Source organism: Shigella sp. FJ200513, assembly GCF_040495915.1.
Classification (GTDB): Bacteria; Pseudomonadota; Gammaproteobacteria; order Enterobacterales; family Enterobacteriaceae; genus ECMA0423.
On the sequence record NZ_JBDYCV010000047.1, the window covers coordinates 1 to 19408 of the forward strand.

Annotated in this window: 19 protein-coding genes and 3 pseudogenes; 3 read left to right on the forward strand and 19 right to left on the reverse strand. The window is 50.9% G+C overall.

Annotation, left to right across the window (positions count from 1 at the left end):
• Positions 1-173: 173 nt before the first annotated feature.
• Both ABZJ92_RS11835 and ABZJ92_RS11840 read right to left on the reverse strand, forming a co-directional pair.
• Positions 174-2270 (reverse strand): Mu transposase C-terminal domain-containing protein, encoded by a 2097-nt coding sequence (locus ABZJ92_RS11835; protein ID WP_001192434.1) that lies wholly within the window; start codon positions 2268-2270, stop codon positions 174-176.
• A gap of 1 nt (position 2271) precedes the next feature.
• Positions 2272-2523 (reverse strand): helix-turn-helix domain-containing protein, encoded by a 252-nt coding sequence (locus ABZJ92_RS11840; RefSeq protein ID WP_001249841.1) that lies wholly within the window; start codon positions 2521-2523, stop codon positions 2272-2274.
• 164 nt (positions 2524-2687) lie between these two features.
• On the opposite strand from ABZJ92_RS11840, the gene ABZJ92_RS11845 reads away from it, so the two are divergent.
• Positions 2688-3251, forward strand: coding sequence for a helix-turn-helix domain-containing protein (locus ABZJ92_RS11845; RefSeq protein ID WP_001224024.1), 564 nt, complete (start codon positions 2688-2690; stop codon positions 3249-3251).
• Positions 3252-3523: 272 nt separating this feature from the next.
• On the opposite strand, the pseudogene ABZJ92_RS11850 reads toward ABZJ92_RS11845, so the two are convergent.
• Both ABZJ92_RS11850 and ABZJ92_RS11855 read right to left on the reverse strand, forming a co-directional pair.
• A pseudogene (locus ABZJ92_RS11850) lies at positions 3524-4471 on the reverse strand (UbiD family decarboxylase); the annotation flags it as partial.
• Positions 4471-5064, reverse strand: coding sequence for a non-oxidative hydroxyarylic acid decarboxylases subunit B (locus ABZJ92_RS11855; RefSeq protein ID WP_000767718.1), 594 nt, complete (start codon positions 5062-5064; stop codon positions 4471-4473). The pseudogene ABZJ92_RS11850 and the gene ABZJ92_RS11855, both read right to left, overlap by 1 nt.
• A gap of 146 nt (positions 5065-5210) precedes the next feature.
• Between ABZJ92_RS11855 and ABZJ92_RS11860 the strand changes: the two genes are divergently transcribed.
• Positions 5211-5618, forward strand: coding sequence for a MarR family winged helix-turn-helix transcriptional regulator (locus ABZJ92_RS11860; protein ID WP_001208075.1), 408 nt, complete (start codon positions 5211-5213; stop codon positions 5616-5618).
• Positions 5619-5737: 119 nt separating this feature from the next.
• On the opposite strand, the pseudogene rpoS reads toward ABZJ92_RS11860, so the two are convergent.
• From rpoS to cysD, 12 genes and pseudogenes are all read right to left on the reverse strand, one after another.
• A pseudogene (gene rpoS / locus ABZJ92_RS11865) lies at positions 5738-6730 on the reverse strand (RNA polymerase sigma factor RpoS).
• A 62-nt stretch (positions 6731-6792) separates the two neighbouring features.
• Complete coding sequence (gene nlpD, locus ABZJ92_RS11870; RefSeq protein ID WP_306174120.1) at positions 6793-7887, reverse strand: murein hydrolase activator NlpD; 1095 nt, start codon at positions 7885-7887, stop codon at positions 6793-6795.
• A gap of 184 nt (positions 7888-8071) precedes the next feature.
• On the reverse strand, positions 8072-8698 hold the full coding sequence (gene pcm / locus ABZJ92_RS11875) for a protein-L-isoaspartate O-methyltransferase (protein ID WP_000254708.1): 627 nt from the start codon (positions 8696-8698) through the stop codon (positions 8072-8074).
• Positions 8692-9453 carry a 5'/3'-nucleotidase SurE gene (gene surE / locus ABZJ92_RS11880; protein ID WP_011069490.1) on the reverse strand — a complete coding sequence of 254 codons (762 nt, stop codon included), beginning with the start codon at positions 9451-9453 and terminating at the stop codon, positions 8692-8694. Before surE ends, pcm begins: the two co-directional genes overlap by 7 nt.
• Positions 9434-10483 (reverse strand): tRNA pseudouridine(13) synthase TruD, encoded by a 1050-nt coding sequence (truD, locus tag ABZJ92_RS11885; RefSeq protein WP_000568962.1) that lies wholly within the window; start codon positions 10481-10483, stop codon positions 9434-9436. The genes surE and truD overlap by 20 nt, the downstream gene beginning before the upstream one ends.
• Positions 10480-10959, reverse strand: a complete 480-nt coding sequence (gene ispF / locus ABZJ92_RS11890) for a 2-C-methyl-D-erythritol 2,4-cyclodiphosphate synthase (RefSeq protein WP_001219242.1) — start codon at positions 10957-10959, stop codon at positions 10480-10482. The genes truD and ispF overlap by 4 nt, the downstream gene beginning before the upstream one ends.
• A complete protein-coding gene (gene ispD, locus ABZJ92_RS11895) occupies positions 10959-11669 on the reverse strand; it encodes a 2-C-methyl-D-erythritol 4-phosphate cytidylyltransferase (protein ID WP_000246155.1) in 711 nt (236 codons plus the stop codon). The genes ispF and ispD overlap by 1 nt, the downstream gene beginning before the upstream one ends.
• Positions 11670-11687: 18 nt before the next feature.
• Positions 11688-11999, reverse strand: coding sequence for a cell division protein FtsB (gene ftsB / locus ABZJ92_RS11900; RefSeq protein ID WP_000517472.1), 312 nt, complete (start codon positions 11997-11999; stop codon positions 11688-11690).
• A 193-nt stretch (positions 12000-12192) separates the two neighbouring features.
• Entirely contained in the window at positions 12193-12516 is a 324-nt protein-coding gene (locus ABZJ92_RS11905; RefSeq protein ID WP_001246107.1) for a DUF3561 family protein, read from the reverse strand.
• Positions 12517-12565: 49 nt separating this feature from the next.
• On the reverse strand, positions 12566-13171 hold the full coding sequence (gene cysC, locus ABZJ92_RS11910) for an adenylyl-sulfate kinase (protein ID WP_001173678.1): 606 nt from the start codon (positions 13169-13171) through the stop codon (positions 12566-12568).
• Positions 13171-14598: a sulfate adenylyltransferase subunit CysN gene (gene cysN, locus ABZJ92_RS11915; protein WP_001098971.1), complete on the reverse strand. Its 1428-nt coding sequence runs from the start codon at positions 14596-14598 to the stop codon at positions 13171-13173. Before cysN ends, cysC begins: the two co-directional genes overlap by 1 nt.
• A gap of 1 nt (position 14599) precedes the next feature.
• Complete coding sequence (gene cysD / locus ABZJ92_RS11920) at positions 14600-15508, reverse strand: sulfate adenylyltransferase subunit CysD (protein WP_000057623.1); 909 nt, start codon at positions 15506-15508, stop codon at positions 14600-14602.
• A 251-nt stretch (positions 15509-15759) separates the two neighbouring features.
• On the opposite strand from cysD, the gene iap reads away from it, so the two are divergent.
• Positions 15760-16797 carry an alkaline phosphatase isozyme conversion aminopeptidase gene (iap, locus tag ABZJ92_RS11925; RefSeq protein WP_353765438.1) on the forward strand — a complete coding sequence of 346 codons (1038 nt, stop codon included), beginning with the start codon at positions 15760-15762 and terminating at the stop codon, positions 16795-16797.
• A gap of 133 nt (positions 16798-16930) precedes the next feature.
• Here iap and ABZJ92_RS11930 read toward each other — a convergent pair.
• From ABZJ92_RS11930 to cysH, 3 genes and pseudogenes are all read right to left on the reverse strand, one after another.
• Positions 16931-18034: pseudogene (locus tag ABZJ92_RS11930) on the reverse strand (CRISPR-associated endonuclease Cas3''); the annotation flags it as partial.
• A gap of 193 nt (positions 18035-18227) precedes the next feature.
• Positions 18228-18380, reverse strand: a complete 153-nt coding sequence (locus ABZJ92_RS11935) for a Hok/Gef family protein (RefSeq protein ID WP_000956458.1) — start codon at positions 18378-18380, stop codon at positions 18228-18230.
• Between the two features lie 263 nt (positions 18381-18643).
• Complete coding sequence (cysH, locus tag ABZJ92_RS11940; RefSeq protein ID WP_000039841.1) at positions 18644-19378, reverse strand: phosphoadenosine phosphosulfate reductase; 735 nt, start codon at positions 19376-19378, stop codon at positions 18644-18646.
• Between the last annotated feature and the right edge of the window lie 30 nt (positions 19379-19408).

The window sequence follows — 19408 nt, forward strand, 5'->3', positions numbered from 1 at the left end:
CTTCAGGGAAAAATATCATCAGATGGCTGCTTAAAAAAAGAACAAATGGTAGTGTCCGCTATTGCCAGTACACCTCAAACATCATCAATATCAGTCATAGTATTTCCTCGGTTATTTCAAATCAGCTTTGTTTCCTTTATTTAACAGTCCGTTCCCGCGGACTGTTTTTTTATTCAGGCCAGCGGATCATCTTCTTCCTGCATGGCAAAAAGTTTTTGCATCCCCAGCCGGAAATCGCGTTCAAATTCTTCGTCATGCTCTTCTTCATATTCCGGTTGCTGAACTGCCACCACATTACCAACCGGGCGATAAACATTACTCAGCCAGGGTTCAGCCTGTTTGTGTTCCAGAATCTGAATACCTTCATCTTCAGCATCACGAATTTTTTCCTCAGCGCGTTTGCGCATTCCTTTAATACGCTGCTGTTGTTTGTGATATTCAGCACTGACAGCAAAGGCTGCGCGTTTATTGCCGTTCCATATCGCCTCACAGATAAAGCTGCCGTCCTTGCGACGTACCGTAATTCGCTCGGCGTCATGAATGTCATAACTGATAAGCACTTTGCGACCGTGTTCGTCACGCAACTCCGGCGCGTAGTAAATATTGTTCAGCCACTGAATTTCGCAGCGTCTTACCGGTCGTTCCACCATTGGGCGGAACATGTCGCGCAGCTCAAGATCACTCAGCCACTCAATTTCGGTGTCTTCTTCTGCCTGGCGTTTTTTTCTGAACTCTGTCGGGCTGTAATGCCGTCCGTTCGGTTTCATCGGCAGCTCAGAATGCGGGCGGTTGTTGTACCATTCCACGCCTTCACGAATAGCCTCAATAAGCTCCGCCCACGATGGCAGCTCGCGCATTGCCGCTTTCTGGCGGTCGTTCAGAGGCTTGTCCTGTTGCAGGGCGTTAAACGCTGAACGCAGATCACGGTTAAGTACACGCAACGATTCCCGGTCAGCACCCTTGCCAAAATAGGTGCGATACCTCCTGGCTATACGCATCGGCAGTGTCCGGTTCAGGCGTTCAATAATGCCGCGTCCCTGTGGATTACCGGCAATACCGGTAGGGTGTTTAATCCCCAGGCGTGGCAGAATACCCACGACCTCTTTGTCCAGCATGTCAGCCGTTTCACCGGAACCGTTATCCGAGTAATACAGGAACGGTTTTCCGTGGTTGCGAATGCCGTGCTGTATCGCACCGGCAACGGCGAACACGTTTTCGGCAAGGTCAAGACTCCAGCCAACAACAAACCGTGTTCCACCATCGATCACAAACGTGACTTCCGGTGAGAATGGACGCCCGTGGATCGGATGCGCACATTTCAGCTTCATACCGTGACCGTCACCAATCCAGACATAATTCACCGGCATAGCTGTCCAGTCGCGGCGGGTGAATCCTTCAAGCTGACGGTATTCACTGCCGGTAACGCGCCCTTTTTGTTTCACCACTTCCGGCAGTTTTTTCATGGCATACCGGACAACATCATAGGAAGGCATCACCTCCAGCATGTACGGTTCGTCCGCATGGCGACGCTGCCATTCTGCGACAAAATCCTCGTAGGCTTCTGACATGGGTCTGCCGTTCACCTGGCGATACTGCGCCAGAAATTCAGGCAGCCAGCTGATTTCTTCCGGTTTTATTTCGTCGCGTTTTCCCGGTGCCAGTAACAGCAGCCGTTCGGCGGCGTTCTGCGACTGGTTGTATTTCAGAACCCACTGGTAAAGTGGATCGCGGCTGATAGTACGATTAGCGCCACGTTTTGCATTGGCGTTAACTGCGGCCTGTTGCAGGCGCTCCGGCAGCTCACCTTTACGGGCTTTTTCAACAAGAAAGTTAATGGCTTTCAGTCGCCCGGGGTTACCGGCGCTTTCCAGCTTCAGCACTTCCACCACCAGCGCAGCTCTTGCTTCAGATACCCAGCGCTGGTTTTCGGTCAGCGCATTCAGGCGTTCTTCCATCAGTTGTGGAGAACCGCGATATGCTTCGATTGCCTGGACAGCGTCAGGATTGCGTGTTTTTCTGGTAACAGCTTTCACTTCAGAAACATTGTTCTCTGTAGCCACCAGCTGTTCCACATAGCGTTCACGCAGTGCCTTTCGTGTTATTTCAGGCAGACAATCAATGTGGTACTCAATGGCTTTTGTGCCTTCCCGACGGCGACTAACGTCACCAAGATCACGAGAAAAACGCTGTAACGCCTGTCGGATGCCTTTTGTGGTGGCTGGCATTCCTGGTACGCCGAGCAGGTCATTTACGGTAACGTACGACTGCATATCACGACGCCTTCCTGATAAATCCATCGTTACGATACCGGCTGGGCCAGATGATTTCTGGCGGTACACCTATAGCGTCAGAAATTACGCGTTCGTATTTTTTGTTTGGTGTGCGAACTACCGCTTTCAGTGAATCCTGAGCATAACCAGCATGGAGTGAAAGCTCCCGGAAGGAAGACCACCCGTTATCTTTGAGCGCCAGCTGAATCTTCAGCGAAGGCCAATCGCGGTCACTATCTTCTCTTTGTCTCATCTTTCCTTTAACCTACAAAATTACCCGCGCGGATATCCGGTCGGATATCCGTATGGATAAAGATTAAGATACCAAAGATTCCCTGCAAAGGGTTCTTTGGTGTTTTTATGGTTTATTTTTTAATTTTATTATTTATCAATGAATTAGATAGAAAGGAACCAAGAATGAGAAAAGCACCCCAAGGTTCTTTTCCTGCCGATGGAAAAGAACCGATTATCGAAAGAATCTTTAGGTTAGTAGAACGATACCCTTCAAGAAATGCGGCTGCTCGGGCATGGGGGATCAATGAAGGCACTTTAAAAAATTATTACAACAGGCGGGATTACGCACCGATACCACGCCCGTATCAGTTAAAAAAGATAGCAGAAAGCGAAAATGTTACCTTGGAATGGCTCATGACGGGAGAGGGTGATGTTGAACTAAAAGATTCCAAAGAACCCAAAAAAGAGAATGCGGATAATGTTGATGCTCAAATTCTAATGTTCTTGTCATTTCTTAAACCACAAGAAAAACAACAAGTAGCTGATGTTCTTGGGAGAAAAGGAGCGGAGCAATTACTCATTCTTCTGGATGAGCACATCCAAGAGTTGCACGCTCTAGTTGGAGTTCGTAGAGCCATAGCGTTAAGCCTTGGTAATTTGCCAGACGAAAAGGTTAGAGAGATTTACGCGTTGTCCGAAGCTAAGGGCGATCACTTAAATCTACCTCAGAAAGCAGCCAGCGCATAACCCAGTGCAAGTGCCTAGCTGTGCTAAAATTACATTGGTTTTGGCGCTTGCACCCATCAGCGCTATAATAAACACCTGAATCGTTTTTGAACGGTCTTTAAAGGCTATTGTAAGAACCTGTGAGTTATCTTGAATGTTTTATTGATATCGAACCGTTTAACATTTTTGGACTCGCTTTATCTTGAAAACCTTGAGTTCCTAACTTGTTGATTCCAATCTATTCCCGTCTTTTTTAATCTCTTCCCGGTTATCTTGAATAAATTACCTAGTCATAGGTAGTCGATTTCGGTCCACGGCATACCGAGATAGAGTGATTCGAAAATCGGTTTGCTGCGATAAGAGACTTTATCGATGCGCACCACGGTCATGTTGCGCCCACCGGAGTAGTGCCCGGTAAACTCACCGAACGGCCCTTCGATTTCGCGTTTACGGCTTTCGATAACCCCTTCGAGGATCACTTCTGAACCCCACGGCACATCAAAACCGGTCAGCGGAGCGGTGGCGATCGGGTACGGGCTTTCACGCAGCGCGCCTGCCATTTCATACTCAGACTGATCGTATTTCAGCGGCGTGGCCCCCATCAGCGTGATGATCGGATCGTTACCGAGCGTGATCGCAATCGGCAGATCTTCACCGCGCTCTTCTGCTTTATGCAGATGCAGGGCGATATCGTGCATCGGCACCGGTTGCAGGCCGAGCTTACGCTTGCCCTTCACTTCCATGCGGTAGATGCCGACGTTCTGCTTGCCGAAGTTATCCGGGTCGAGCGGATCGCGGGAAACCACGCACGCTTTGTCGAGATAGAAACCGCCATCGCCATCATTCAGGCGAAACAGCGGCAGAATATCGAACAGGTTGATCTCTTCGCCATCGACGGTGTTCTGCGCCCAGGCTGGATTGGCGCGGCGCTCCGGGGCAATCGGGAAGTTATCCCAGCGGCGGATAAACTCATCAATCTGCTTTTTGACCGGGGTGTTTGGTGGCAGGCCAAGGGAAATCGCGTGGTTCTGCCAGGAACCGATGGTATTCATCGCCACGCGGGCATCGGTAAAGCCGCGAATATTATCAAACCACAGCGCGGGCGCGCCGTCGCCGATACGCCCGGTGGCGTTAGCTGCTGCTGCCAGATCCGGCTCAGCGTTCACTTCTTCGCTGATTTTCAGTAACTGGCCGTGGTCATCAAGCGCCTGTAAAAAGCTGCGTAAATCATCAAATGCCATTATTCATTCTCCTGAGAAAAATTCCGGGCCTGCGGCAATCCTTGCCAGCGCCTGGCGTGGGGATGTTCGAGGCCAAATTGATCCAGCACGCGGGCTACCACATGGTGGACAATGTCATCTACCGTTTCGGGATGGTTATAAAAGGCAGGCATCGGCGGCACCATCGCCACGCCCATGCGTGAAAGTGCGAGCATATTTTCGAGATGGATGGTGCTAAGCGGCATTTCACGCGGCACCAGCACCAGTTTGCGGCCTTCTTTGAGCACGACGTCCGCCGCGCGCCCTACCAGGCCATCGGCGTAACCAGCGCGGATACCGGCGAGCGTTTTCATACTGCACGGAATAACGATCATGCCGTCGGTACGAAAAGAACCGGATGAGATGATCGCCGCCTGATCCGCCGGGTTATGGCTGAAGTCTGCGAGGGCAGCAACATCGCGAGCGCTGTAAGGCGTTTCCAGTTCAATGGTGGTTTTCGCCCACTTCGACATCACCAGATGAGTCTCGACATTCGGCATCTCACGCAGCGCTTGCAGTAATGCCACACCAAGAGGCGCACCGGTAGCCCCTGTCATCCCGACGATCAGTTTCATTGCTTATTCTCTTAATTATTCGTATACGAACGTTATTATTAACATACTCCTTCATTTCCACAGCGGCAAGGATTGAAAAGTAACAACATCTTCTTCGTCACTAAAAAACCGCTATGATAGCGACAGAGAATTAGCCCGGAGTTTACATGGCGTTACGAAATAAAGCGTTCCATCAGTTACGACAGCTTTTTCAGCAGCACACGGCTCGCTGGCAGCACGAGTTACCTGACCTGACCAAACCACAGTACGCGGTGATGCGCGCCATTGCTGATAAACCTGGTATTGAACAGGTGGCACTGATAGAAGCAGCAGTCAGCACCAAAGCAACGCTAGCAGAAATGTTGGCAAGAATGGAAAATCGTGGCTTAGTCAGACGTGAACATGACGTCGCTGACAAGCGGCGACGCTTTGTCTGGCTGACTGCCGAAGGAGAAAAGCTACTTGCTGCGGCGATACCTATTGGTGACAGCGTGGATGAGGAATTTTTGGGGCGTTTGAGTGGAGAAGAGCAGGAGCTGTTTATGCAGTTGGTGCGCAAGATGATGAGCACATAGAATGCTGATTGCCGGGTAGGACGCTGACGTGTCTTATCCAGGCGACAAAAACACAAGCTTCCCAAACAAAAGAAAAAGGCCAGCCTCGCTTGAGACTGGCCTTTCTGACAGATGCTTACTTACTTGCGGAACAGCGCTTCGATATTCAGCCCCTGCGTTTGCAGGATTTCGCGCAAACGGCGCAGGCCTTCAACCTGAATCTGGCGAACACGTTCACGGGTGAGGCCAATTTCACGACCTACATCTTCCAGTGTTGCCGCTTCATACCCCAGCAAACCGAATCGACGTGCCAGTACTTCACGCTGTTTGGCGTTCAGCTCGAACAGCCATTTGACGATGCTCTGCTTCATATCGTCATCTTGCGTGGTATCTTCCGGACCGTTCTCTTTTTCATCGGCCAGGATGTCCAGCAACGCTTTTTCGGAATCACCACCCAGCGGGGTGTCTACCGAGGTAATGCGCTCGTTAAGACGAAGCATACGGCTGACGTCATCAACTGGCTTATCCAGTTGCTCTGCGATCTCTTCCGCACTTGGTTCATGGTCCAGCTTATGGGACAACTCACGTGCGGTTCGCAGGTAAACGTTCAGCTCCTTTACGATGTGAATCGGCAAACGAATAGTACGGGTTTGGTTCATAATCGCCCGTTCAATCGTCTGGCGAATCCACCAGGTTGCGTATGTTGAGAAGCGGAAACCACGTTCCGGGTCAAACTTCTCTACCGCGCGGATCAGCCCCAAGTTGCCCTCTTCGATAAGGTCCAGCAACGCCAGACCACGATTGCCATAACGGCGGGCAATTTTTACCACCAGACGCAAGTTACTCTCGATCATCCGGCGGCGAGAGGCGACATCTCCACGCAGTGCGCGACGCGCAAAATAAACTTCTTCTTCGGCCGTTAACAGTGGTGAATAACCAATCTCACCAAGGTAAAGCTGAGTCGCGTCCAACACACGCTGTGTGGCTCCCTGCGATAACAGTTCCTCTTCGGCCAAATCGTTATCACTGGGTTCCTATTCTACTAAGGCCTTTTCGTCAAAAACCTCAACTCCGTTCTCATCAAATTCCGCATCTTCATTTAAATCATGAACTTTCAGCGTATTCTGACTCATAAGGTGGCTCCTACCCGTGATCCCTTGACGGAACATTCAAGCAAAAGCCTGGTTCCGCCGATTTATCGCTGCGGCAAATAACGCAGCGGGTTTACGGATTTCCCCTTGTAACGAATTTCAAAATGCAAGCGTGTTGAACTGGTTCCGGTGCTACCCATGGTTGCTATTTTTTGCCCCGCCTTCACTTCTTGTTGTTCCCGGACCAGCATTGTGTCGTTATGGGCGTAGGCACTCAGGTAATCATCATTATGTTTGATGATAATCAGATTACCGTAGCCGCGCAGCGCGTTACCAGCATAAACAACGCGGCCATCTGCGGTCGCGATAATTGCCTGTCCTTTGCTGCCTGCGATATCAATCCCCTTGTTGCCCCCCTCAGAAGCGCCAAAGGTTTCGATCACTTTGCCCTCAGTCGGCCAGCGCCAGGTGGAGATAGGCGTACTGGTTGATGTACTGCTGACAGTCGGCTCGGTTGTGCTTGCTGTTGGTACCGTTACAGGCGCTGTGACCGTGGTCGCAGTTGGCTTGTTGTTCGGCAACATTTTGTTAGCACTCTGTTCACCCGAAGACTCAGAATACGTAATTGTCGGTTGCGACGCAACAGCAACGGTGGAATTTTGTGCAGGCTTGATCACAACTCCTTGCTCTGCTGCGTCGGCCTGGGTAATGGCATTTCCGCCAGTGATTGGCGTACCGGAAGCATTACCCACCTGCAAGGTCTGACCAACGTTCAGCGCGTATGGTGCCTGAATATTGTTGCGCTGAGCAAGGTCACGGAAATCGTTGCCAGTAATCCAGGCGATATAGAAAAGTGTGTCGCCTTTTTTCACGGTATAGGTACTGCCGCTATAACTGCCTTTCGGAATGTTCCCATACTGACGGTTATAGACGATGCGTCCGTTTTCCATCTGTACCGGCTGCTGAGCTACTGGCTGCACTGGCTGGATTTGCGGTTGTTGAGTAGCCTGAATTTGTGGCTGCTGTACCGGCTGAATTTGCGGTTGCTGCGCTGTAGACGTCGTCCCCATTTTCGGCGGCGGCGTAATCAACATACCAGAATTAGTATTTGCAGGCGCATTGCCATTAACGGAGCTGACCGGTGCCGGTGGATTTGAAGTGTCAGAACAGCCTGCCAGCCATAGCGAAACCAGTGACAAAGCCGCAATGCGGCGAACGGTGAATTTTGGGCTTCCCGCGCTCATTTATCCCCCAGGAAAAATTGGTTAATAACCAGTGACATAATTACCGTGCAAGGCACCCTACTGAACACTGGAAAAGATGTTCACGATACGCTGACCTACGGCAAAATAACCAGGAAAAATCCAGGTATTTCCTCACGTTTTAAGCCAGCTCACCCTTCACTAAAGGGACAAAGCGCACGGCCTCCACGGTATCGATAATAAATTCGCCTCCCCGACGACGCACCCGTTTCAAATACTGGTGCTCCTCCCCTACGGGTAAGACGAGAATCCCGCCTTCGTCCAGCTGCGTCATTAGCGCAGTTGGAATTTCCGGCGGTGCCGCCGTAACAATGATAGCGTCAAACGGCGCACGTGCCTGCCAACCTTGCCATCCATCACCATGACGGGTTGAAACATTATGTAAATCAAGATTTTTCAGGCGGCGACGTGCCTGCCACTGCAAGCCTTTAATCCGTTCAACCGAGCAAACATGCTGGACAAGATGCGCCAGGATTGCCGTTTGATATCCCGAACCAGTGCCAATTTCCAGCACCCGCGACTGCGGCGTCAGCTCGAGTAATTCGGTCATTCGCGCCACCATATACGGCTGCGAAATTGTCTGCCCCTGACCTATCGGCAAGGCGATATTGTCCCAGGCTTTTTGTTCAAACGCTTCATCAACGAATTTTTCACGCGGCACGGCGGCAAGTGCATTCAGCACCTGCTCATCCTGAATACCTTGCGCACGTAATTGATCCAGAAGTGCTTGTACGCGTCTGCTTACCATTGCGTGCCAACTCCCACGCTGTTTAACCAGTCTGAAACCACATCTTGCGCGCTATGCGCAGTTAAATCCACATGCAGCGGCGTGATGGAGACATAGCCCTCATCTACCGCAGCAAAATCGGTCCCCGGACCGGCATCACATTTACCGCCCGGCGGGCCAATCCAGTACAGCGTATTGCCGCGCGGATCTTGCTGCGGGATCACCTGATCTGCCGGATGTCGTGTACCGCAGCGCGTCACGCGAATACCTTTGATTTGATCCAAGGGTAAATCCTGAACGTTAATATTAAGAATACGTCCGGTGCGCAGCGGCTCTTTACACAGTGCGCGCAAAATTGAACAGGTTACCGCCGCGGCAGTGTCGTAATGTTTATGCCCGTCAAGCGAGACGGCCAGCGCCGGAAAACCTAAATGACGGCCTTCCATCGCGGCGGCTACCGTACCGGAATAAATAACATCATCCCCCAGATTCGGCCCGGCGTTAATTCCGGACACAACAATGTCCGGGCGCGGACGCATCAGAGCATTCACGCCAAGATAGACACAATCGGTCGGGGTTCCCATTTGCACAGCAATATCACCATTTTCAAAGGTAAACGTGCGCAGGGAGGATTCCAGTGTCAGAGAATTTGAAGCGCCGCTGCGGTTACGATCGGGGGCGACCACCTGAACGTCAGCAAACTCACGCAAGGCTTTCGCCAGCGTTTGTATACCGGGTGCATGTACCCCGTCATAATTACTCAGCAATATGCGCATAATCACCTGTTGTGTTGATAAGTTCCCTGACAACGCTGGTTGCAAAACTACCCGCCGGAAGCCAGAAACGGATCTCTACGGTGACGTCATCCCACCAGTTCCAGCTTAATTGTTGCGGATACAGCAGCATCGCTCTGCGCGCGGCTTCAACTTTTTCGCGCACCAGTAAAGCTTGTAATTCAGTTTCTGCGGCGACAGCTGCTTGTTCGAATGCCAGCGCTTCACGCTGAGTTCCCCATTCGCCACTGCCCGGCAATGCGGCGGTTATCATCAGCTCTTTATCGTTGACGCGACGCTGTAATTCCGCCAGTTCTTCGGTGGTTGCTACAAACCAGCTACCACGTCCGGCTAATTGTAGCGCATCGCCGTCAACAACTTGATTAACGTCTGCTTTTTTGAGGCGCTCAGCAACAATCTGATTAAACAACGCACTGCGGGCTGCCGACAACCAAAAACTCCGTTTATTGCGATCGCGCACCGGAGTATTGGTTTGCGCCCAGCGCAGCGCGCCCTGCAAGTTGCTACCGCCAATCCCAAAACGTTGGGCACCGAAGTAGTTCGGTACACCTTTTACGCAAATATCGATCAGACGTTGTTCAACGTCATCGCGATTGCTCACTTCGCGCAGAACCAGGGTAAAGGCGTTACCTTTCAGCGCCCCTAAACGCAGCTTGCGCTTGTGCCGCGCATACTCCAGCACCTGGCAGCCTTCCAGTTGAAAGGCGCTCAGATCGGGCATTTCCTTGCCCGGCACGCGAGCACATAACCACTGTTCCGTTACAGCATGTTTGTCTTTTTGCCCAGCGAAGCTGACTTCACGGGAATGAATTTTCAGGAATTTCGCCAGTGCATCCGCCACAAAACGGGTATTGCAGCCGTTTTTGAGGATTCTAACCAGAATATGCTCACCTTCACCATCAGGCTCAAAGCCCAAATCTTCCACCACCACAAAGTCTTCCGGATTGGCTTTCAGCAGCCCGGTGCCTTGCGGTTTACCGTGGAGGTAAGTGAGATTATCAAACTCAATCATTTTGTTGCCTTAATGAGTAGCGCCACCGCTTCACAGGCAATCCCTTCCCCACGTCCGGTAAATCCAAGTTTTTCCGTAGTAGTGGCTTTCACGTTAACATCATCCATATGGCAGCCGAGATCTTCGGCAATAAACACGCGCATTTGTGGAATGTGCGGCAACATCTTCGGTGCCTGAGCGATGATAGTGACATCGACGTTGCCAAGGGTATAACCCTTCGCCTGAATACGACGCCAGGCTTCGCGTAGCAGCTCGCGGCTGTCGGCACCTTTAAATGCCGGATCGGTATCCGGGAACAGTTTGCCGATATCCCCCAGCGCCGCCGCGCCAAGCAATGCATCGGTCAACGCATGAAGCGCCACGTCGCCATCAGAATGCGCCAGCAATCCTTTTTCGTAAGGAATGCGTACGCCACCAATGATAATTGGGCCTTCACCGCCAAAGGCGTGTACGTCAAAACCGTGTCCAATTCGCATTATGTATTCTCCTGATGGATGGTTCGGGTGAGGTAAAACTCGGCCAGTGCCAAATCTTCCGGGCGCGTGACTTTAATGTTATCCGCGCGGCCTTCGACCAACTGCGGATGAAATCCGCAATATTCCAGCGCCGAGGCTTCGTCGGTAATGGTAGCGCCTTCATTTAGAGCGCGCGTCAGACAGTCATGTAACAGCTCACGAGGGAAAAATTGCGGCGTCAGCGCGTGCCATAAGCCGTTGCGATCAACGGTATGAGCAATGGCATTTTTGCCCGGTTCGGCACGTTTCATAGTATCGCGCACTGGTGCGGCGAGGATCCCTCCCGTGCGGCTGGTTTCGCTCAACGCCAACAATCGCGCAAGGTCATCCTGATGCAAACAAGGACGAGCGGCGTCATGCACCAATACCCACTGCACATCGCCAGCGGCTTTCAGACCTGCCAGCACGGAATCGGCACGCTCATCACCGCCATCTACAACGGTGATTTGCGGATGATTCGCCAGAGGAAGTTGTGCAAAACGGCTATCGCCAGGACTTATGGCAATGACGACACGTGTCACCCGGGGATGCGCCAGCAGCGCATGCACCGAGTGTTCAAGAATGGTTTGATTACCGATTGAGAGATATTGCTTAGGACATTCCGTTTGCATTCGACGGCCAAATCCGGCCGCCGGAACCACGGCGCAAACATCCAAATGAGTGGTTGCCATGTTAATTCCCGGGCTGATTTATCGATTGTTTTGCCCCGCAGACTGTGCGCGCTTCGACGCGTCAGGCACCAGACGATAAAAAGTTTCGCCCGGCCTGGTCATGCTGAGTTCATTACGCGCACGCTCTTCGAGCGCCTCCTGGCCGCCATTGAGATCGTCAATTTCGGCAAAAAGTTGATCGTTTCGCGCTTTAAGTTTCGCGTTTGTAGCTTGCAGTGCCGCCACATCATCATTGACGCGGGTATAGTCATGTATACCGTTCTTACCGAACCACAGCGAATACTGTAGCCAGACCAGAATAGCCAGCAACAGCAGCGTTAGTTTACCCATCCTGCCCCCTGAAAAACTGCATCATCATCCCATGCATCCGAAGACGACTCTACATCCTCTGTTGGGGATACCGCGACAACGCGGGCAAATGTACCACATTTGCCCATTGTTACGTATACCCAGGGCGTGCAGAACATAATCTCATTATTAGTTACGGTTTGAATTATGAACAGAGGAGACAAGAAAGTACAAATTAGCCCAGTAGCCACATAAACAGTGCGCCAAACATAATGCCTACTGTCACCAGGGTGAAAACAATACTGTAGCGTAGCTTTCCGTCCATCAATGAATGCAGCGCAATCCCCACCACTACCGCGACAGGCATCAGTGCCAGAAAGAAAGGCCAGGTGTAGAGAAAGAAGAACAGCGTGTTAGAGCCATAAATCAACATCGGCATCGCCAGCGCAAATAACCAGGAGATAAAACCGACCACGGCACCAGGCAGTGACCATGTAGTTTCTTCATCCTCAGTAAGGCTGTCGTTATTTGTTAGTGTAATGTTATGGCTATTACGCATATTTGATCCTGTTACTTTGACGAACCGGGCATGGAAACCCGGTGGTGTCTCAGGATCTGATAATATCGTTCTGTCTCAACAGATCTAATAATTGCTGTACCAAATTTGTTACTAATTGTTCACCATTGAGATGAATTTCTGCCGATTCAGGCGCTTCGTAAACGGAATCTATTCCCGTAAAGTTGCGCAGTTCACCGGCACGCGCTTTCTTATATAAGCCTTTTGGATCGCGGGCTTCGCAAATCGCCAGCGGCGTATCGACAAACACTTCAATAAAGCGCCCTTCTCCTACGCGTTCGCGAACCATCTGGCGTTCGGCGCGGTGTGGCGAGATAAATGCGGTCAGCACCACCAGTCCGGCTTCAACCATCAAATTCGCCACTTCACCGACGCGACGGATATTCTCTTTACGATCGGCATCGCTAAAACCGAGATCGCTGCATAATCCGTGGCGAACATTGTCGCCATCCAGCAGATACGTACTGACGCTGAGTTTATGTAACGCCTCCTCCAGCGCCCCGGCGACCGTTGATTTACCGGACCCGGAGAGGCCGGTAAACCACAGCACTACACCACGATGACCGTGGTGTAGTTCGCGTTGTTGCACAGTGACCGGATGACTATGCCAGACGACGTTTTCGTCATGCAGCGCCATTATTTATCCCCCAGCAAATCGCGCGCGCCCCAGTGCGGAAAGTGGCGACGAACCAGGGCATTCAATTCCAGTTCGAATGCACTGAATTCAGATGACGCAGCTGTTGCCTGGCTAACTGGCTCGTGCACCATACCGGCACCCACGGTCACATTGCTCAGGCGATCGATAAAAATCAGCCCACCGGTAACCGGATTTTGCTGATAGCGATCTAACACCAGTGGCTCGTCAAAAGTGAGATCCACCAGGCCGATGCCGTTCAGCGGCAGGTTTTCAACTTCGCGTTGGGTAAGGTTATTAATATCAACCTGATAACGAATGCCATCAACACGAGCACGCGTCTTCTTACCGGCAATTTTGATGTCATAACTCTGGCCCGGGGAAAGCGGCTGTTCCGCCATCCATACCACATCCACCGACGCACTCTGCACCGCCGGTAACGCTTCGTCTGCCGCCAGCAGCAGATCACCACGGCTGATATCGATCTCATCCGTCAGCACCAGGGTGATCGCTTCTCCGGCAAAGACTTCTTCGCGATCACCATCAAAAGTCACGATCCGCGCGACGTTTGATTCCACACCAGAGGGCAGCACTTTTACACGTTGCCCGACTTCCACGCGACCGGATGCCAGCATTCCGGCGTAGCCACGAAAATCGAGATTTGGGCGGTTAACGTACTGCACCGGGAAGCGCATTGGCTGGGCATCCACCACTCGCTGGATCTCCACGGTTTCCAGCACTTCGAGCAGTGTCAGACCGCTGTACCACGGCATACTTTCACTTTGCGAAGCCACGTTGTCACCTTCCAGTGCGGAGAGCGGCACAAAGCGGATATCCAGATTACCCGGCAGCTGCCCGGCAAAGGTCAGATAATCTTCACGAATACGGGTGAACGTCTCTTCACTGTAATCCACCAGATCCATTTTGTTGATCGCCACGACCAGATGTTTGATCCCCAACAGTGTGGAGATAAAACTGTGACGACGGGTTTGATCGAGCACGCCTTTACGGGCATCAATCAGTAAGATCGCCAGTTCACATGTCGATGCGCCAGTCGCCATATTGCGAGTGTACTGCTCGTGCCCTGGGGTGTCGGCGATAATAAATTTACGCTTCTCGGTAGAGAAATAGCGGTAGGCCACATCAATAGTGATGCCCTGTTCGCGCTCAGCTTGCAGGCCGTCCACCAGCAGAGCCAGATCCAGCTTTTCGCCCTGGGTTCCGTGACGCTTACTGTCGTTATGCAGCGATGAGAGCTGATCTTCGTAGATTTGGCGGGTATCGTGCAGCAGACGACCAATCAGGGTACTTTTGCCGTCATCGACGCTACCACAGGTCAGAAAACGCAGCAGGCTTTTATGTTGTTGCGCAATCATCCAGGCTTCGACGCCGCCTTCATTGGCGATTTGTTGTGCAAGTACGGTGTTCATCTTAAAAATACCCCTGACGTTTTTTCAGCTCCATGGATCCCGCCTGGTCGCGGTCAATCACGCGACCCTGACGTTCACTGGTGGTGGAAACCAGCATCTCTTCGATGATTTCCGGCAGTGTTTGTGCATTTGACTCCACCGCACCGGTCAGCGGCCAGCAGCCCAGCGTACGGAAACGCACCATCCGTTTTTTGATCACTTCGCCCGGTTGCAGGTCGATACGGTTGTCATCAATCATCATCAACATACCGTCGCGTTCCAGAACCGGACGTTCCGCAGCGAGATACAGCGGCACAATGTCGATATTTTCCAGCCAGATGTATTGCCAGATATCCTGCTCGGTCCAGTTAGAGAGCGGGAAGACGCGGATGCTTTCGCCTTTGTTAATTTGCCCGTTGTAGTTGTGCCACAGCTCCGGGCGCTGATTTTTCGGATCCCAGCGATGGAAGCGGTCACGGAAAGAGTAGATTCGCTCTTTAGCGCGGGATTTCTCTTCGTCACGGCGCGCACCACCGAAGGCGGCATCAAAACCGTATTTGTTCAGCGCCTGTTTCAGGCCTTCAGTTTTCATAATATCGGTATGTTTCGCGCTGCCGTGCACGAATGGATTAATCCCCATCGCCACGCCTTCCGGGTTTTTATGCACCAGCAGCTCGCAGCCGTAGGCTTTCGCCGTACGATCGCGGAACTCATACATCTCGCGGAATTTCCAGCCGGTATCGACATGCAGCAACGGGAAAGGCAGCGTACCTGGATAAAACGCCTTGCGCGCCAGATGCAGCATGACGCTGGAATCTTTACCGATAGAGTAGAGCATCACCGGATTTGAGAATTCTGCCGCCACCTCGCGAATAATGTGGATGCTTTCCGCCTCCAGTTGCCGCAGGTGAGTAAGTCGTTTTTGAGCCATAACCGTTCCTTTGCAATACCGCTATTTTCTTGCCATCAGATGTTTCGACTATAGGGAGCGTAAGAGAACGAATGAAATTACCAATTAGAATGAGTAGTTCCTTAACGGAATAACGATTTGGCAAAGCTAATATCAAAAAGTGCTTAAGGCACCGGATTTCGGGCGTTTAGGAAGATTTGAAATTGTTTTAGCGCAGCGGCAGTTTCATACTATGGCGGTAAAAAAATTTGCATGGTATTTAAGGACTCACTATGTTTTCCGCATTGCGCCACCGTACCGCTGCCCTGGCGCTCGGCGTATGCTTTATTCTCCCCGTACACGCCTCGTCACCTAAACCTGGCGATTTTGCTAATACCCAGGCACGACATATTGCTACTTTCTTTCCGGGACGCATGACCGGAACTCCAGCAGAAATGTTATCTGCCGATTATATTCGCCAACAGTTTCAGCAAATGGGTTATCGCAGTGATATTCGGACATTTAATAGTCGGTATATTTATACCGCCCGCGATAATCGCAAGAACTGGCATAACGTGACAGGAAGTACGGTGATTGCCGCTCATGAAGGCAAAGCGCCGCAGCAGATCATCATTATGGCGCATCTGGATACTTACGCCCCGCTGAGCGATGCTGACGCAGATGCCAATCTCGGCGGACTGACGTTACAAGGAATAGATGATAACGCCGCAGGTTTAGGTGTCATGCTGGAACTGGCAGAACGCCTGAAAAATACGCCTACCGAGTATGGTATTCGATTTGTGGCGACCAGCGGCGAAGAGGAAGGAAAATTAGGCGCTGAGAATTTACTCAAGCGGATGAGTGACACCGAAAAGAAAAATACGCTGCTGGTGATTAATCTCGATAACTTAATTGTTGGCGATAAATTGTATTTCAACAGCGGTGTAAAAACCCCTAAAGCAGTAAGGAAATTAACGCGCGACAGGGCGCTGGCAATTGCACGCAGTCACGGAATAGCCGCAACGACCAATCCGGGTTTGAATAAAAATTATCCGAAAGGCACTGGGGGTTGTAATGACGCAGAAATATTCGACAAAGCGGGCATTGCTGTACTTTCGGTGGAAGCGACTAACTGGAATCTTGGAAATAAGGATGGTTATCAGCAACGCGCAAAAACACCTGCCTTCCCGGCGGGAAATAGCTGGCATGACGTAAGACTGGATAATCAACAACATATTGATAAGGCACTTCCTGGAAGAATAGAACGTCGCTGCCGTGACGTTATGCGGATAATGCTACCGTTGGTGAAGGAGCTGGCGAAGGCGTCTTGATGGGTTTGAAAATGGGAGCTGGGAGTTCTACCGCAGGGGCGGGGAATTCTAAGTGATACCCATCATCGCATCCAGTGCGTCCGGTTTACTTCCGGGAAAACCGCACCGTATTGCGCCGGTTTATCTCCGCTGGAGCGGGGAACACCTCTGGCGAATAGAAAGCAAGCCAGGTTTTGACCAGTCGATCGTACATGGCATTGGCCGTTGCCATTGTTGGCAGGCCAAAAAACAGCCCCTGAGCGTTACCCGCAGCCATCAACCTGTGCGCCAGGATAAGCGCCGCTTCTGTTTTACCTGCGCCGGTCACATCTTCCAGAATAAACAACTGTGGTCCTGGCTGATTGATATCCAGATCCAGCACCTTTTGCTGTAACGGTGTCGTATTCTCAATAAAAGGAAACAGCGTATTAATTCCGGTGAAAGGCGCGGTTTCTGCTTGTGGCGGAAAGACGGTTAATGCGTTTTGAGCCTGAACTAAAGCCTTTTGCCAGTAATCTTCAATATCCATTGCCTGTGCGACGCGTGGAAAAAATCGCGTTGACGACCCTGTCCAGTCTGCAAGTACGACGGTTGCAGAGATATACCAGGAAAGTTGTTTTATAAGTTCAACGCCCTCGTCATCATCCCAGAATGTGGGGATCTCTATTCGCGGAAACAGTGGCTTGATTTCAAGGAGAAAATCTCGTGCTGCAGCTTTGTCTTCAGGCAGAAAATTATCCAATTCATCCATACGATCAGGGGGCCGACCATGATGCCCTGTCGTCACGGGCATCCACATTTCTATCACTCGCCTAAGTTTGCGCGGAGAGAGCGAAGATGAAGGAAGTAACTCCTGACATTCACTTAAATAATGATTCCACAACCAGTAGCCCAGCGTTGAATGAGAGATTTTTTCGTAATTTTTTCTGGCACCTTCCTGAATCTTGAATTCAGGGGGCAGGTAAAGTTGTTGAAAAGAGCGGGCAAATTTTCCAATATCGTGCCAGCACAGCAACCAGGCGAAAAATCGAGCTGCCTGTTCCTTGTCAGAAATCCCTAATTGACGAAAATAATCAGCCAGCCCGAAGCAATTTCTTTTAACCATTAAATAGCCCATTGCGGCCACATCCAGCAAATGCCAGCAAAGAAGGTGATAGTCGTCGATACCCTCTTTCTCGCCACGTCGGTTTTTTCCCCAGAAATCAAAGAAAGTCACAATATTTTTATCCTTCAGTAAACTTAAAGGATATTTACGCATATTTTAAAAACTATCTATGATATATATCAGCCAATAAAACATTTACATTATGAATAAATTAATGATTTTCATTTGAAATTCATAATAATAAATAGAGACTATATATTCACATAAAAAATATAAATTTAAAAAAAGGGTGCAGGAGACCAAACCATCACAATTCAGTACGCGGGGTTTTACCCCCGCGTGGTGGCTACTTCTTCGATTCGTAAGCGAGAACTGCCTTAAACTCCATACCACGTTCTCTGATACTCAACTCACATAACGAGTCACCTACCATCAACGTGAATCCCAGTACTGTACAACACAGTACGATGATTGCCACAAGGGCATATTTTGTCAGCATGTCTTGCCTCCCTGCAAAGAAGAGACTAACATCCGAATTGCTACGTTCGAACGCGAGCCTCAGGTTGATAGAAATATCGCCTGGGGCTTTTGTCCATCTGGAACCTCGCGAATGCTTAACGCCAGACAGCCTCAAGCACCCAACGCCATTCTATACCTGTTAATTTTCCCTGCGATGTTCACCTTTAAATGCCGGAATGCTGCTCGCAAAATAAAAACGCCCCCATCATTTCTGACAGAGGCGTTTAATTTATCCGGCAATATTTACCCTTCGTGTAATCCACATTCCCTTTTTAAGCCAAAGAAACGCGTTTCTTCTTCCGCCATGCCGGGTTCCCATTTACGGGTTGTATGGGTATCGCCCACCGATAAATATCCTTCGTCCCATAATGGGTGATATTTCAGGCCATGTTTTTGCAGGTACTGATAAATAGTTCGGTTATCCCAGTCGATAATCGGCAGCACTTTAAATACGCCACGCTGAATTGCCAGCACCGGTAAATTGGCACGGCTGCCGGATTGTTCACGCCGCAGGCCAGCAAACCACGTTTGCGCATTCAGTTCTTTCAGCGCCCGGTTCATCGGTTCGACTTTGTTGATGTCATTGTACTTTTCAATGCCTTCAACGCCCTGTTCCCACAGTTTGCCGTAGCGTGCTTCCTGCCAGGCGGCGCTTTCGGTAGCGCGGTACACTTTCAGGTTGAGCTTGAGTTTGTCCGTTAACTCGTCAATAAAGCGGTAGGTTTCCGGGAACAGATAGCCGGTGTCGGTGAGGATCACCGGAATATCCGGGTGAATCTGATTCACCAGATGCAGGCTCACCGCCGCCTGAATGCCAAAGCTGGAAGAAAGTACATATTCACCGGGCAGATTATCCAGCGCCCAGGCAACGCGGCCTTCAGCGTCCAGTTTTTCCAGTTCGGCGTTAGTTTCTGCCAGCGCCAGAATGCGATCTACCTTCGGCAGTTCGTTCAGGGCGTTTAGATCGAGTTTGGACATAGATTCCTCACTGTTTGCCTTGCCTGATGC